The sequence below is a fragment of the Pseudoalteromonas sp. 2CM37A genome (assembly GCF_023161885.1).
Taxonomy (GTDB): Bacteria; Pseudomonadota; Gammaproteobacteria; order Enterobacterales; family Alteromonadaceae; genus Pseudoalteromonas; species Pseudoalteromonas atlantica.
In genome coordinates this window covers 223,122-239,002 of record NZ_JALNTJ010000002.1, presented here as the reverse complement: position 1 = coordinate 239,002, position 15,881 = coordinate 223,122, and the positions used below count along the sequence as shown (strand labels likewise).

The window sequence follows — 15,881 nt, the reverse complement described above, 5'->3', positions numbered from 1 at the left end:
ATTATGTAAAGGTAATGTTTACAATAAAAAGACAACTTTATCCCAGCCTAACTGCTCACTAATTATAATAAAAATGGAGTTATATATGCAGCAAGCCAATACACCAATATGGCAACGCTTTAGCATTACCCAACTTATAATCTATTTACCGCTAATGGCTGCTATTTTGCTCGAATCTCACATACGCTTTTTGTCCTCAAATATGGAGTCAATTGGCCAATACCTGACTATTAATACTCAACTTTTTCTACAGTGCATTCCCTTATTTATTGCCCATGCATTTGCGTATCGCTTATTGCTTACACCCGCAATCATAGCTTGGTTGTTAGGATTTTTAGCCTACCCATCTCTCCTACTGATTTTAAATATCCAGCTTTTTAACTTTGCTCAGTGGCAATTTATTAATGAACAATGTTGGGCAATGTGCGCATCTGCAAGTGGTATATGGCTTATCACTAGACGCACTAATAGAAATCACAATGTGTTGAGTAAAAAATGGCTTAAATCTTTGTTATCACTTGATAGCGTTGTGTGTATAGTACTTTTAGGTTGGGCAATAATTACAGCTAGCATACTTAATACCCATATTAATCCCATGTTAAATCAGCCTATTGAGCCCATTATTGACGTGCATAAAATATTTACACAATTTGATATTTTTTTGGGCTATCTTTGGCAAATTACTTTTTCTGTAGGATTAGTCTATGGCGTGTATTTAATAAACCGATACTTATTAATACGTTATGTATTAACGTATCATGGAGTATTGATGTTTCTGTTTGCAAATTTAATCAGCCTCGCTGTACTTACACCTGTTTTAATATCCTGTGTGCTACTGTTACCAATTAATGATTTACCTGTAGGCATTGCTAACCTAACTCCAGGCGGTAATAATAATATTTTTAGCCCCGAAAACTATCAGTTTGTATTTTTATTTTTGGCTATAAGCACCCCCATTATTTTAGCGTTTGAACGACAGCAACAACACGTGCAAATTAGTAATATTGCTCAACAACAAACAAAAACAGAACTAAAACTACTTCAACAGCAAATTAACCCTCATTTTTTATTTAATACATTAAACAACCTCTATGCGCTGACATTAAAAAAAGCAGATAATGCACCAGGCTTAGTTATGGAATTAGCTAATTTACTACGTTACAGTGTTTATGAAGGTCAAAAAACACAAGTGAGTTTAGAAAAAGAAATCAATTACTTAAAGGGTTTTATTGCCTTACACAATATACGAAACACTGATCGCTGTCACTTTGATGTGCAATGGCCTGAATACCAACAACACTATTTAATTTCTCCACTACTGTTAATAATGATTTTAGAAAATGCGATAAAGCATGGTGTGGAGCCCACATCACAAAAAGTAACGGTTGTGTTTAAAATCACCATGGCCAATAACATACTTACGCTATTCTCCTCCAACCCTATTCTAACTAATAACAATTTAGAACACGGCGTAGGGCTTAACAATTTACGCCGCAGGCTAACTCTTTTATATCCTAATAAGCACACATTAATTATTGATAAAAATAACACCCTTTGGCAAACCACACTTAAACTGGAGCTGACTGCATGCTAAACACAATAATTGTTGATGACGAGCCGCTCGCTCATGAAGTGTTACTGCATCATTTAAGTGCTCATAAAGATATTAATATAATCGGGCAATACCTTAACGCTAAAGATGCATTATGTGCTTTAGCCACATCATCTATTGATTTGTTATTTTTAGACATAAACATGCCAGAGATATCAGGCATTGCATTACTAAAAGTGCTCGCAAACCGACCTCAAGTCGTTATTATTAGTGCATATCAAGAATATGCTTTAGCTGGTTTTGAACTTGATGTAACTGACTACCTACTTAAACCAGTATCAGCGCAACGCCTAGACCGAGCATTAAATAAAGTACGGCAAAAAAGAAAACTTGTAACGCTAAATTCTAAGGCACCTCTAACTATTACGCTTAAAATCGACCGTGAAAAACATAAAATTCATTTAAGCGAAATAGACATGTTTGAGGCTTATGGAAATTATGTAAAGGTATGGCAAGGTGAAAAAGCATTACTTGCAAGCAGTACTCTCAAATACATAGTACAGGAAATTGACACTTCATTTATTCAAGTCCACAAATCTTACGTTATTAACAAGAACAAAGTGATCACATTAAGTAATGAAAGCATTCAACTTTCATCAGGCGTGTCAGTTAAAATTGGCAAGTCATACAAACAACTTGTTCGTGATATTATCTAATATTAGCCTGTTTGAGACTCCCTCTTTTATTGTAAAGCCCTAATACTATAGGGCTTCAAATTATTATACCAAAAGAGTAGGTTATACTTTGCGGTGCATTATTTAAGAGGCACTTAAAAGCGATACGTTACAGACGCACCAAGCGTTTGAGGGTTAACAACAGCCACATAGCCTGTTAGGTAACGCCCGCTTGCAGGTTCTACCGATGTATATTCCTCTTCATCAAACGCGTTGTTAATATAAGCGCTCATTAACCAATGCTCACTATCGTAACTAATTGTGGCACGTGTAATTGTGTAACCATCGGCAATACGATCTTGTGTATTAGTTAAATCACCATAATATTCATCCACATAATTAGCACTTACATTAACTTTTAAGCTATCAGTAAACCAATGCGACAGCCCTAAGCTAGCTGTAAGCTCTGGTGCAGAGTTAAGCTCGTTGCCAACTGCATCGCTGTACGTGGCCGATTCATCTATTTTAGTTTTAAGTAACCCAAGCCCTGCATGGAGTTGCCATTACTCACCTAACATACTGTATGCTTCAAGCTCTAAACCATAGCTATGAGCATCATCAATATTAGTGATTTTTCTATCTGAACTTAACGCTTGATACCCGCCAAAGTTATTATAAAAAATGTTCGCACTAATATTAATATCACCATTATTAAGTACACTGCGCGAGCCTAGCTCATAGGTGTTTACTGATTCTTGGTCGTAGTAGTAATACTCTTGTGCGGTAAAATCTAACGCGCCGCCACCCGAGTTATAACCTCTACGGGCGCTGGCCGATAACGTTGTTTCATCTGTAATTTTGTATTGAATCGCTAATGTAGGTAATTTTATAGTGTTAGAGTCATCTAATTGCTCAACTAACCTACTGCCCCCAAAAGCCATATCAAAATTACGAAGCTGCTCTTCGCTCTCTGTTCTAAGCCCTGCGGTGAGCGTAAATGCTTTAGTTAACTTAAAGCTTGTTTCTGAATAAATTGCTTTTGAGTCACTGCTGTCGTCACCAAAATAATCTGTTGCGCCTACACCTTTAAAAAAGGGACTCAGCACGCAAGTTATTGGGGATTAGTTAGCCTTGCAGGTTTGTGCTTTTGCATGGCGGGCTCTACCCTATTACAAGCCTTGTTAACAGAGCACTATTTTAAATATTATCAAAGTATTACTGTTGATTTTAGTGCGGTAGTATTTGCACTTATATTTTACTTTAGTGCCAAAAAAGTAAAAGCAAAATCTGCTCACAATACAAGTACGCCAGTATAGTTTTACAACGGGGTTTAAGCTAACAAATTAAACCCCTTTTACTGCTTTGCCCCTTTACAAAACGTCAGCGCTAAACACGATACAAACCGGTATATCGCCCCCTGGTAATTAAGCTTTGGTTTAAGCTGTTATTCTATTCTTGATTAAACTGGTCTAACCAGCTACCATTTTTAGATTGAGCATTTAAAAAAGCAATAATAAGTAATGAACACAAACGCTTCAAAGCACGTCACTATAACCTGTAACGACAGGCAAACTCTAAGCGCACACCTATTTACACCCTCCAGCACTATTAAAGGTGCGGTGATGATTGCCCCTGCAACCGGTATAAAGCAGCAGTTTTATGCAAACTTTGCTACTTACTTACAGCAAAATGGCTTTGGCGTTATTACGTTTGATAACAGAGGCATTGGCCAATCGCTTAACCGCAGTATTAAAAAAAGCAAAGCCAGTTTACAAAGTTGGGGTGAGCAAGACATGCCTGCGGTGCTTGAGCATTTGCAAAGGGTATTTCCTAATACGCAGTATCATTTAGTGGGTCATAGCGCCGGCGGGCAATTAGTGGGGCTAATGCATAACGCCAACGAGCTAAGCTCCGCGTTTAATTTTGCTTGCTCGTCGGGTAAATTAACTAATATGAGCTTAGCGTATCAGGTTAAAGCGCACTTTTTTATGAATGGGGTTATTCCTCTTAGCAATGCCTTGTTTGGTCATACTAAATCGCAGTGGTTTGGCATGGGCGAGCCACTACCTAAAGGCGTAGCTAAACAATGGCGAAAATGGTGTAACGCCCAAGGGTATGTGCAATCAGCATTTGGTGATACCGTATTTCAACACTGTTACAACACGCTTTCTATGCCCTCAATATGGGTTAATGCTACCGATGACGATATTGCTAACAATGCAAATGTTGCCGATATGCTCTCGGTTTTTCCTAAATTAAAAGCACAAACCCTAACCTTAAACCCACACGACTATGGTTTGAAGGAAATTGGCCATATGAAATTTTTTAGCAAAAAATCTGACGGATTATGGCCACTTGCGCTTAATTGGCTAAACAAACATAGTTAAAGAAGGATGCATTTACTCCGTTAATTTACGGCGTTAATTTGCTTTTTAACTGGTTTTTCACGCGTTACGAAATAGCATACGAGTGAGCCGCCAGTTACCATTATTACTCCTTGCCAAAACGAGGCACTAAGGGTAATTGATAAATAAAGCGCCGAAATAATCGCCGAAAAAACCGGCGTAAAATACGAAAGCGTACCAAGCAACATTAAGTTACCGCCAATAATAGCTTGGTTCCAAAGAGCATACCCGCTGCCAACAACCACACCAGCTAACACAAGCGTTACGGTCGCGTGCAGTGTAAAGGTCATTTTTGGCTCGTCACTTAATCCATACAACACCCATAAGCTTAGTGCCGTGGCGATAAAAAACAGCACAATGGCATTTTGCCCATTGCTATTTTTTTGAGTAATTACACAGTAAACAGACCAAATAAAAGGCGCTACAAACGCCAATAAGTAGGCCGTTGGGTTACTGGCAAAATTGCCCATAATACTATTAAGAGATAACCCACTATCGCCACCAACGCACCAAGCCACACCAAAAAAAGCGAGCAGCATACCGGGGTAAATCCAAACACTTACTTTACTACGATTAACTATAATACTAAGCAAAATGGTAAGTGTGGGCCATAAATAATTTATAACTGCCATTTCTACCGCTTGGTGACGATTATTAGCAAGCCCTACAAACAGCGCTAAACACACCTCGTAAAGTGCAAATAAAGCAGTGCCCCAAATAATATAACGCTTATTAAACCCAGCAAACTTAGGCCGTCCCATTACCAAAATTAAAAACAGCGCGCTTACACTGTACATGAGTGCCGCCCCACCTATGGGGCCAAATAACTCCGAAACATCCCTGAGCAGAGCCACTAAACAACTCCATAATAAAATAGCGGCAATGCCATAAAGCGTGTATTTATGATTAGAAAAAAAGTCCATTAACTACCTAAAAGTACTACTTACGTTTGACGTTACGCTAACAGTAATTAGTGGGTTAAACAATTGTTGCTCATCATTTATTGTTATAAAGATGTTTTTGGCCTGCACTTAAGTGTTTGACCTTTTGGTCAGTAAAGTTACAATCATTCAACACGTTAAAAACAGCATCGCCATAATGAGCACACAAACAAAGCCAAATAAAAAAGAACTCACCCGAGTAAAAAACCAAACATTAATACTCGATGCCGCCGAGCAATTGTTTTCTCAGCTTGGTTACGATGGCACCAGTATGAGTATGGTTGCCAAAGAAGCAGGCGTTCCTAAGGCCAATATTTTATATTATTTTAAAAGCAAAGACGGCCTATACGAAAACGTAATAGACCGCATTATTGCACACTGGAACTTAGGCTTAGATAACGTAACCCCTGAGGACGACCCTGCGCATGTGTTGTATCACTATATTAAAAGCAAAGTCATACTTGCAGTAAACCAGCCGCTGCAATCACGTTTATTTGCCAGTGAAATACTGCGCGGCGCTCCTTATTTGCAAAACTACTTTAGAACCAACACACGCCCGTGGGTAAAACAAAAGGTAGACGTGTTTCAGGCCTGGATAGATGCAAACAAAATGGATAATGTTGACCCTTACCATTTATTATTTACCATTTGGTCAACTACGCAGTACTACGCCGATTTTCAGGCCGAAGTGCTACTGGTAATGAACAAGTTAGAATACGACGAAACCGATGTGGCACAAATAACGCAATCAACTGCCCACATAATTTTAAAAGGTATTGGTTTAAAAATACCTGAGCACAGTGAGGCTTAACCCATGGATAACTTTACCACCCCAGACTTATTTGACGATCACCGCAATAGCGTACAAGTAGCCGACAGCGGCCTGCGCCACTTTGGTAAAAAAACCACGTTTAGTGGCCAAGCAGTTACCGTTACCTGCCCAGACGATAACTCGTTTGCCGCCGACATACTGCATGAAAACGGCAAGGGTAAAGTACTGGTTATTGACGGCTTTGCTAGCAAACGCTTTGCTTTTATAGGCGATATTATGGCGGAGCGCGCGTTAAAAAACGGCTGGGAAGGCGTGATTATTAACGGCTGTTGCCGTGACATTGAAATACTTGCCACTATGGATTTGCCGGTTATGGCGCTAGGCTCAACCCCGCGCAGTACATTAAAGCGTGGCTTTGGAGATAAAAATCAAACAGTGACCATGCTTAGTACCACAATTAACCCTAACGATTGGCTATACGCCGATGTAAATGGCTTAATTATTAGCCCTAACGCATTACTATAAACGCCACACTTGCAACCAAGTTGGTGCAATCACGCACCAACTTGGTGTGTTTTCACCTCTAAATTACGCCTTCTTTAATACTTATATTTTTATAAATATCTGCTAAACCCCATACAAACCAAACAAAACCTGACCGAACGGACAGCTTTATTGCATTTGGCATTGCTTTTGCTTAGCTTTTAGGCAATATAATAGCTAACCGATTAAAAAGCGGATCAGGCTCTGTAAAATAAAAATAAGATGTTACGCAGTGGGCTAAAAAATAATAATAACTAATTCGTCTTTTTAATCATCCTAAATCTGATTATAACCAGTTGGTCAGATTTACTTTATAACGAGTGGTGATATGAGTACCAAAACACATAATAATTTTACCGGTATTTTTTGTGACCATGGCCCTAACGCATGGCAAACACAAACCCACGGCAAACTTGTAAATAAGCGCCTTGCGGTAAAAGATGTATTTGCTGTTAAAGGCGAGCGCAACAGCGCAGGTAACCCAAGCTGGTTTAAAGCAGCAAAACCTGCACAGCAAACAGCAAGTGCCGTAAACAAACTAATGAATGAAGGTTGTCGCTTTACAGGCTTTACCCATACCGATGAGCTGGCTTACAGCTTAGAGGGCAATAACATTCACTATGGTGCAGCACAAAACCCAAAACTTAAAGGCCATGCAAGTGGCGGCTCAAGTATGGGCTCGGCAGCAGCTGTGGCGGCTAACCTAGCCGATATTGGCTTAGGTACTGATACTGGTGGCTCTATTAGAATACCGGCAAGTTATTGTGGCTTATTTGGTATAAGGCCAAGCCATAACGTAATTGAAAAAGATGGCCTAATACCGCTAGCGCCCCCATTTGATACCATTGGTTGGCTTACGCAAAATGCAGAGCTGCTAAGCGATGTAGGCAATGTACTGTTACCAAATCAAGCTATTAATAACGTTGATACTTTAGTTATTTGCGAGCCATTATTTGAGCTGGTTGACCCTGCATTACAAGCCCCACTTAAACAACTGCTTGAAAAAACCAAACCTTATTTTAAACACCATAAAGAATTTGAACTGCCTAACAGCAGCTTATTAAGCGAACTGGCTGACAGCTTTAGAATACTGCAAGGGCGAGCAATCGCAAAAACGCATAAAGATTGGCTTCAATTGCCTGGGCAACTACCCCAGTTTGCTCCGGCAATTGCGGCACGTTTTAACATGGCGCTTGCTCTAACCGCCCAAGAAGAACAAGAAGCACTAAATGTACAAACCCAATGGCAAACACTAATCGCTAAAAACCTAAACACAAACAGTTGTTTATTTTTGCCAACCACACCCACAACTGCACCTAAATTGGGCGCCGACACAAGCGCCTTACGCATGCAAATAATCACCTTATCGGCCATTGCGGGCTTGAGCCGCTCGGCGCAAGTACACTTACCATTGGCTAATTTAGAAAATGGCCACCCGTATGGGTTTTCATTAATGATGAGCCACGGCAACGATAAAAGCCTACTTGCCTGCGTACAACAATTAGCTGCCCACTTTAAACAGGACACACTTGCATGAGCACACACAACATTGCCTTTACTGCCCCGCATTTTGCAGCAACCGAGGCAGGCACCTTAATACTAAAACAAGGCGGTACAGCCACCGAAGCCATGGTAGCGGCAGCGGCTGCGATTAGCGTGGTATATCCGCATATGAACTCAATTGGCGGCGACAGTTTTTGGCTTATTGATAACCCAAACCAAAGTATACCCACTGCCATTGATGCCTGCGGGCGCGCACCAAACGATATAAGCGCCTATAGCAATGAGCCACACATACCAGAGCGCGGCGGTTTAAGCGCGCTTACTCAGGCTGCAACACTTCGCGGCTGGCAAAAAGCCCTTGCGGTAGATGAGCACGCTGCTCTTTCGCTAAGTACTATTTTAGCCCCAGCCATAAAGCTCGCGCGCGATGGCTTTACAGTATCTAAAAGCTTGCAAGCAGGCTGCGAAAAGCTTGCCACCGCTTCAAACACTAACGCTGCCTTTAAAGAACTTTACATACCTAATGGTAAACCGTTGCAAGCGGGCCAACATTTTAAAAACCCAAAACTTGCCAGTACCTTTGAGCACTTAGCCGAGCATGGCTTAAACGCCTTTTACCAAGGCCCTTTAGCAGAGTCGTTTGCAAACGATTTAGCTGCCGCAGGCAGTGCAATTACACGCGCTGATATTGCCAATACGCAGGCCGATTTAGTAACGCCGCTCAGTGCTAATTTATCGGGCATACAGTGTTATAACTTACCCGCCCCCACGCAAGGCGTGCATTCTCTGCAAATAATTGGCGCTGTTAATAAACTAAAACATTTAGCCAAAACAGAGGCCGATTGGATGCACTTAATTGTTGAGGCAACCAAACAAAGCTTTACGCACCGCCCTACACTTTGGGCCGACCCAGACGCGCTTGGCGATGATTATAAAAACGCACTAACTGATGAGTGCTTAAATGCGCTTGCCGGCAATATAGATATGAGCCAAGCCAAGCAATGGCCATTTAATGCAGAGCCAGGCGATACCGTTTGGATGGCCGCACGGGATAAAAACGGCCAACTAGTAAGCTTTATTCAAAGTGTTTACTGGGAATTTGGCAGCGGCATTTTGATGAGCGAAGGCGGCTTTGTGTGGAATAACCGCGGTTTAAGTTTTAGTTTAAATAGCAACGATGCCAATGCCTTAAAAGCGCATAAAAAACCGGCTCATACACTCAACCCTGCTTTAGCAAAATTTGACGATGGTAGGCGCCTTGCCTACGGCACCATGGGCGGCGAAGGCCAGCCACAAACACAAGCTGCTGTATTTAGTGGTTACGCATGGCGTAATAAATCAATTACCCAAGCAGTAAGCGATCCGCGTTGGTTATTAGGGCGCACCTGGGGCGATACAAGCACAAATTTAAAGGTAGAGCAAAGCTTAGTAATTCAAGTTAAACATGAATTAAATCAACGTGACCACGACTGGGTAAGCGTTGATAATAACAATGAAATGATGGGTCATGCAGGTGCCATTTTAGATACGCCTACCAGCCTTGAAGCAGCCACCGATCCTCGTTCAGATGGTCGCGCAACAGTAACTACAGCAGGAACACAATGACAGAAATAATAAATCAATGGCCGATTATAGCGGCCTTAATAGCAACCGGTATTTTTGCAGGTATTTTAGCAGGCCTATTTGGTGTAGGCGGCGGCATAGTAATTGTGCCTGTGCTGTACTTTTTACTGCAAGGCTTTGGCGTAAGCCCTGAGTCGGCCATGATGATAGCCACAGCGACATCGCTTGCCACCATAGTGCCTACTTCTATTTCGTCTATTCGCTCGCACCATGCCAAGGGCAATATCGACCTTGCTTTAATTAAATACTGGGCCCCGTTTATTTTGGTAATGGCCGTGATATGTAGCTACCTAGCTCATTCTATACGCGGTAATGCATTGGTACTTATGTTTGCCTGTATTGCCATTTTAGTAAGTTTAAACATGTTATTTAGAGCCGGCGCGCCTGCCCTTGTTAGTAAATTACCAGGTAAATTTGGCCAAGGCATTATGGCAAGTATTGTCGGTGGTTTATCGGTAATGATTGGCATAGGTGGCGGCACTATTGGCGTACCCATGCTAAACGCGTTTAACGTACGTGCTCATGTTGCCGTTGGCACCGCTGCTGTATTTGGCTTATTAATCGCGTTACCGGGTGTTATTACTTTATTAAGTATTGGTACTACACCCACCGATGCGCCGCTTGGCACGTGGGGCCTTGTAAACCTACCTGCTTTTATACTTATTATTCCGCTTACTATTTTGTTTGCCCCTATTGGCGTAAAAATTGGTAGCAAGCTAGATCAAAAACAATTAAAACGCGCCTTTGCCGTTGTATTAATGATAACGGGCATTCGTATGCTTATTCAGACTCTGGGAGCCTAAAACATGTTTAGCGACACGCAAATTCAAACTTTAAATCCGCCACAGCGATTACTCATGGGCCCAGGCCCAATAAATGCAGATCCACGCGTGCTACGTGCTATGTCGGCGCAGCTAATTGGCCAATACGACCCAGTAATGACCGCTTTTATGAACGAAACCATGGGCCGCTATCGCGAAATTTTTAAAACCAAAAACGAATGGACCATGTTAGTTGATGGCACATCACGCGCAGGCATAGAAGCCGTTTTATGCTCTATTTTACGCCCAGGCGATAAAGTACTGGTGCCCATTATGGGGCGCTTTGGCCACTTGCTTGCTGAAATAGCCGAGCGCGTAGGCGCAAAAGTACACACCATAGAAGTCCCGTGGGGCGAGGTATTTACCCCCGAACAAATAGAAAAAGCCATTGTTGATGTAAAACCCCATGTACTTGCTATGGTACAGGGCGATACCTCAACAACCATGAACCAACCCCTTGAACACATTGGCGATATTTGCCAAAAGCACGACGTATTATTTTACTGCGATGCCACCGCTTCGATTGTAGGTAACGATTTACCCGCCGATGAGTGGAAACTCGATGCGCTTTCGGTTGGTTTGCAAAAATGTTTAGGTGGCCCGTCTGGCTCTGCCCCTTTAACACTGAGCGATAAATGCGCCGATTGGATCCAAAAACGCAAAAAAGTAGAAGCGGGTATTCGTACCGCGCAGCATACCGACGGCACCGAGCCATTTGTACGCTCAAACTATTTTGATTTAGGCATGATCATGAATTACTGGGGCGAAGAGCGCCTTAACCACCACACCGAAGCCACCAGCATGCTGTATTGCGCATCAGAATGTGCTCGCATTGTTATTGAAGAAGGCGTAGATAACTGCGTTGCCCGCCACAAGTTACACGGCGATGCCATGCTAACGGGTATTCAAGCGCTGGGCTTAAACGTATTTGGCGACTTAAACCATAAAATGAACAACGTAGTGGGTGTTTATATACCCGAGGGCATTAATGCTGACCACGTACGCGGACAAATGCTAACCGACTTTGGTATTGAAATTGGCACCTCGTTTGGGCCGCTGCATGGCAAAATTTGGCGTATTGGCACCATGGGTTACAACGCCCGTAAAGATGCCGTATTACAAACATTGGCAAGCCTAGATGCCTGCTTACACGCCAACGGCTATAAAGGCCCTAAAGGCGAAGCCGCTATTGCCGCCCTTGCCCATTATAAATAAAAAAAGGATTTAGCATGACGATTGCAAGCCCCCTCCATGAGCCATTATTAAACAGTGAGCTGGCTAATAAATTTGCCGCGCGCGCGTTATTACGCTGTAAAACGCTAAGTGGCCTATCGCAAATGCAAGGTGGCATTCACCGTGTGTATTTATCTAAAGAGCACAAAGAGTGTAACCGTGTAACTGCCGCGTGGATGGCTGAGGCGGGCATGCAATCGTGGCAAGACGAAGTCGGCAATTTATGGGGGCGCTTAGCATCATCTAATCCAAACGCTAAACGTTTAATTATTGGCTCACACCTAGACACCGTACCAAACGCCGGTGCATTTGATGGTATTTTAGGTGTGCTACTCGGTATTGAAATAGCCGCCCTTGCACACACGCTTAGGCTTGATTTACCATTTCATTTAGATGTAGTGGGCTTTTGTGATGAAGAAGGCACTCGCTTTGCCACCACATTAATTGGCTCAAAAGCACTGGCGAACGAGTTTGACCCCCAGTGGTTAAATATACAAGATACAAACGGCATTAGTATGCGCCAAGCCATGCTTGATTTTGGCCTAACCCCTGATGATTACGCTAAAGCCGCCCTTAACAAAAACGAATTACTCGGTTATTGGGAAACCCACATAGAGCAAGGCCCAGTGCTTGAATCGGTAAACCAGGCGCTAGGGGTAGTAACCGCTATTGCTGGCGCCAAACGCGCTATGATCACCCTAAAAGGCCAAAGCGGCCATGCAGGCACTACACCAATGAACTTACGCCAAGATTCGTTAGTTGGCTGCGCCGAGCTTACCCTTGCCATAGAGCAGCTAGCAAAAAACGCGAGTAATGGTGAAGTAGCCACCGTAGGGCAAATTCATGCTCGCCCAGGCGCTACAAATGTTATTGCCGGTAAAACGACTATAAGCCTAGATGCACGCGCACAAAATGATGCCGACCTAGCAGTATTACTTAATGCAATACATACCCGCGCCAATCAAATTGCTACATCGCGTAATTTAACGCTTGATTGGCAATGGACACATGCGGCCGACGCCGTAGCGTGCGACACTCAAATTCAACAATTGTTTAGCAGTGCCTGTAAATTGAATAACCAAGCCTCGCCTTCACTTGCCTCTGGCGCTGGGCACGATGCCATGGCTATTGCCCCTATTTGCCCTGTGGGCATGCTATTTATACGCAGCCCTGGCGGGATAAGCCATCACCCCGCAGAAGCTGTTATTGATGAGGATGTAACAAAAGCCCTTAGCGTAATGTACAGCGCACTCATGCTGTATGTAAAAGAGTTAGAAAAGTAACTAACGGTTGTGTATCCGCAGGGTAGGCTATGTGCTGTTAGCTTAGCCCTGCGTATTAAACGGGGCTGTGGTTATTAATTAAAGCCAGTATTTAAAGTCGGTGTTTAAAACTTAATTAAGGCTTAAGCCAAGCTCATTTAAACTCGCTTCAAAGCGCTGCCATTTTCTATTTATTTTACGCTTAGCCGATGAGCTTACGTAATTACTAATAGGAAAAAACTCAGTATTACCAATATCATCAACAACAACACACCGCTCAATGGTGCCGTTATTATTAACACACGCTATATTGCGTGGTTTTATTTCTTTGGTGATCACTAAATTGTGCAATAAATAATCTTTTAAATTTAATAGTGGCTCGGCTAATGCTTCACTATTTGGCTGATTTAAATAATATTCTAGCGTTTTAGCCGGCTGATTATTTGCATCAATCACTAAGTCAAACACGTACCCTGTGCCAATATTGGTGTGTACCGTACCATGGTATCGCGCTAACAACTGCCACTGAATATTTCGGTTACTAAGTCGCTTATAATAAGCCAGCTCTTGGTCTTGCTCCTGCGAAAACCCTTCATGGCTTACTTTTATACATAAATTATGTGCCTCAGGGTGCCTGTAACACGTTCTATGCGCCCCTTTACCCACAATTAAATCGTCATTCAATGAGATCAAACCAATTTTCGTCCTAACGTAAATTTACAAATACCAATTCGCTTAATTAAGTAACCTGTTTTGAGGATTGGTATAAAACGAGGTAAATAACACGCCATAATATTGCACGCTTAGTATTTACATCAATTAATGCAGCTTTTAATACTATGTCAGTAATAAAGTAGGTACATTCGTTAAATAAGCCGGCCATTTTAACTATAAATCAGGGTTTATCAAGGTAAATTAGCTACAGTTTGGATGTATTAAAGGCTAAGGTAGATTTGCTTTTGTATTATTATTAAAACGAATACCAGGCTATTGAGATAAGGAAGAAGAACAAAAAATTTAGATTTATTCGCGGTAGCTAACCTAGTCTTACAAATAAATATTTAGATAGTAGAAGCCCCGTTTTTACTTTCTAAATACTCTGGTATATAGCTAAACCGACTTTGTATATTTGTATTCGCATGATACAACAGCTGCACATAAGCCACTAAAAGCTAAAATACAAACTGCAGAAACGGCACCCCAAATTGACATTATCATCACAGGTAAACCGGCATTTGGTGCAGACATAACTATTCCATTCCCTAAATCTTTAGGTGCGCCAAGGTTAGAAAAAACACCAAATAAACCAATGCAAATAGCTATAAAAAACAGTATATAACTCAAAAACCCAAGCACTCTAGAGGCGATAAGCAGGCCCTTAAGGTTTTCTGTTTTAATTGTTGAGTATGGGTAAAGTTTCATATATATCCTTAATTTAATTACTTTTATTATTTTTCCTGATCGAATGTTTATTATTCACACAAGCAAACATAAAAACAAGTAGGGGCAACTTAAAATAGCTAAATTCACCAAGTAGTTAGCCAAGCATATTAAATTTATAACTAAGTATTAGATGTATATTGAAATAAGAGAATTGCTTTAGCTAACCTTCGCTAAAAACATTTATTTTGCAGTTATTCGGGTGGCTACATAAAACTGCTTAAATGTCCTAATGGACCCGTAATTAATTTCATCCCTTAAAGGTCAGCAATGAAGTCTTTTTGTCTTTTATTCTTTACGTTAGCCACCAGCTTAGCCCATGGCGCGTATATTCCTACGTCTTGGTCTAAAGCTAAGGAAGTCGCTAGGGATGAGGTTTATTCTGGATATACGGTTACAAAATATTGTGGTTGTTCGTATAAGCCCAAGGGTGATAGTGGGGGTGTCATAGATACAGCTTCATGTGGTTATGATGGTTCTAAAGCAAAGTATAAAAACGCAATAACAGTGTTAGATTGGGAGCATGTTGTACCAGCTTCTTTAACACCAGCAAGGCACATGAATTGTTGGGTTAATGGTAGCCGTCACGAGTGTGAGAGAACTTCCAAAGAGGCTCAAGCCATTATATTTGATTTGCATAATCTTGTTCCCTCAGTAGGGCAGGCTAACCGTATAAGGTCTGACTCTAGGTATGGGATTATCGAAGGGGAAGCCAGAGAACTTGGGCAATGTGATTTTGAGTGGACTAAAGATATCGTAGAGCCTTCTGAGCGGATTCGAGGTGAATTGGCTAGGATATGGCTTTATATGAGTTATAAACATGGTGTGAATCTGTCTGAGGAAGAACGCTTAATGTTCCTTAGGTGGTCTCTTAACGATCCTCCTGATGACTGGGAGTTCATTAGGAATGCTAGGATAAAGGAGCTTCAGGGTAACTCTAACGCCTATGTCGATATGTTTATCAAAGCACCAATAGAAGTACATAATGAACCTAAAGGTGAGCATTAGGTACTTAATGTTTATTCTTATTAATGGTTTCCACCCAAAGAGCTTTCGTATAACTCACTATACGGGCTCATGACGTTAAACTTATAGTATACAACATGAGGTAT

The 15,881-nt window shown here is 41.7% G+C and carries 14 protein-coding genes and 1 pseudogene; 11 read left to right on the top strand and 4 right to left on the bottom strand.

What is annotated here, in order from left to right:
* Positions 1-85: 85 nt before the first annotated feature.
* Positions 86-1,594: a sensor histidine kinase gene (locus MTF68_RS04805; RefSeq protein ID WP_248461831.1), complete on the top strand. Its 1,509-nt coding sequence runs from the start codon at positions 86-88 to the stop codon at positions 1,592-1,594.
* Positions 1,588-2,268 carry a response regulator transcription factor gene (locus MTF68_RS04800; RefSeq protein ID WP_248461830.1) on the top strand — a complete coding sequence of 227 codons (681 nt, stop codon included), beginning with the start codon at positions 1,588-1,590 and terminating at the stop codon, positions 2,266-2,268. The genes MTF68_RS04805 and MTF68_RS04800 overlap by 7 nt, the downstream gene beginning before the upstream one ends.
* A gap of 113 nt (positions 2,269-2,381) precedes the next feature.
* On the opposite strand, the pseudogene MTF68_RS04795 reads toward MTF68_RS04800, so the two are convergent.
* Positions 2,382-3,332 (bottom strand): annotated as a pseudogene (locus tag MTF68_RS04795) (TonB-dependent receptor).
* A 414-nt stretch (positions 3,333-3,746) separates the two neighbouring features.
* On the opposite strand from MTF68_RS04795, the gene MTF68_RS04790 reads away from it, so the two are divergent.
* The gene (locus MTF68_RS04790; RefSeq protein WP_248461829.1) at positions 3,747-4,613 is read left to right on the top strand and encodes an alpha/beta fold hydrolase; all 867 of its coding nucleotides are present in this window, start codon (positions 3,747-3,749) and stop codon (positions 4,611-4,613) included.
* Positions 4,614-4,633: 20 nt separating this feature from the next.
* On the opposite strand, the gene yddG is transcribed toward MTF68_RS04790, so the two are convergent.
* Entirely contained in the window at positions 4,634-5,554 is a 921-nt protein-coding gene (gene yddG / locus MTF68_RS04785) for an aromatic amino acid DMT transporter YddG (protein WP_024032801.1), read from the bottom strand.
* Positions 5,555-5,729: 175 nt separating this feature from the next.
* Here yddG and MTF68_RS04780 point away from each other — a divergent pair, with 175 nt between their 5' ends.
* From MTF68_RS04780 to MTF68_RS04750, 7 genes are all read left to right on the top strand, one after another.
* Positions 5,730-6,383 (top strand): TetR/AcrR family transcriptional regulator, encoded by a 654-nt coding sequence (locus MTF68_RS04780; protein WP_024032802.1) that lies wholly within the window; start codon positions 5,730-5,732, stop codon positions 6,381-6,383.
* Positions 6,384-6,386: 3 nt separating this feature from the next.
* On the top strand, positions 6,387-6,869 hold the full coding sequence (locus tag MTF68_RS04775; RefSeq protein WP_054981718.1) for a putative 4-hydroxy-4-methyl-2-oxoglutarate aldolase: 483 nt from the start codon (positions 6,387-6,389) through the stop codon (positions 6,867-6,869).
* A gap of 346 nt (positions 6,870-7,215) precedes the next feature.
* Positions 7,216-8,424, top strand: coding sequence for an amidase family protein (locus MTF68_RS04770; protein WP_154944856.1), 1,209 nt, complete (start codon positions 7,216-7,218; stop codon positions 8,422-8,424).
* A complete protein-coding gene (locus MTF68_RS04765; protein ID WP_248461828.1) occupies positions 8,421-9,995 on the top strand; it encodes a gamma-glutamyltransferase in 1,575 nt (524 codons plus the stop codon). The genes MTF68_RS04770 and MTF68_RS04765 overlap by 4 nt, the downstream gene beginning before the upstream one ends.
* Positions 9,992-10,816, top strand: a complete 825-nt coding sequence (locus MTF68_RS04760; protein ID WP_004587085.1) for a sulfite exporter TauE/SafE family protein — start codon at positions 9,992-9,994, stop codon at positions 10,814-10,816. The genes MTF68_RS04765 and MTF68_RS04760 overlap by 4 nt, the downstream gene beginning before the upstream one ends.
* Before the next feature lie 3 nt (positions 10,817-10,819).
* A complete protein-coding gene (locus MTF68_RS04755) occupies positions 10,820-12,049 on the top strand; it encodes an alanine--glyoxylate aminotransferase family protein (protein WP_248461827.1) in 1,230 nt (409 codons plus the stop codon).
* A 14-nt stretch (positions 12,050-12,063) separates the two neighbouring features.
* A complete protein-coding gene (locus MTF68_RS04750) occupies positions 12,064-13,350 on the top strand; it encodes an allantoate amidohydrolase (RefSeq protein ID WP_248461826.1) in 1,287 nt (428 codons plus the stop codon).
* 111 nt (positions 13,351-13,461) lie between these two features.
* Here the strand turns inward: MTF68_RS04750 and MTF68_RS04745 are convergent, their stop codons facing one another.
* Both MTF68_RS04745 and MTF68_RS04740 read right to left on the bottom strand, forming a co-directional pair.
* Entirely contained in the window at positions 13,462-14,022 is a 561-nt protein-coding gene (locus MTF68_RS04745; protein WP_164834669.1) for a YrbL family protein, read from the bottom strand.
* A 417-nt stretch (positions 14,023-14,439) separates the two neighbouring features.
* Entirely contained in the window at positions 14,440-14,751 is a 312-nt protein-coding gene (locus tag MTF68_RS04740) for a hypothetical protein (RefSeq protein WP_004587081.1), read from the bottom strand.
* A gap of 288 nt (positions 14,752-15,039) precedes the next feature.
* Between MTF68_RS04740 and MTF68_RS04735 the strand changes: the two genes are divergently transcribed.
* On the top strand, positions 15,040-15,777 hold the full coding sequence (locus MTF68_RS04735; RefSeq protein WP_248461825.1) for an endonuclease: 738 nt from the start codon (positions 15,040-15,042) through the stop codon (positions 15,775-15,777).
* The last annotated feature ends 104 nt before the right edge of the window (positions 15,778-15,881 follow it).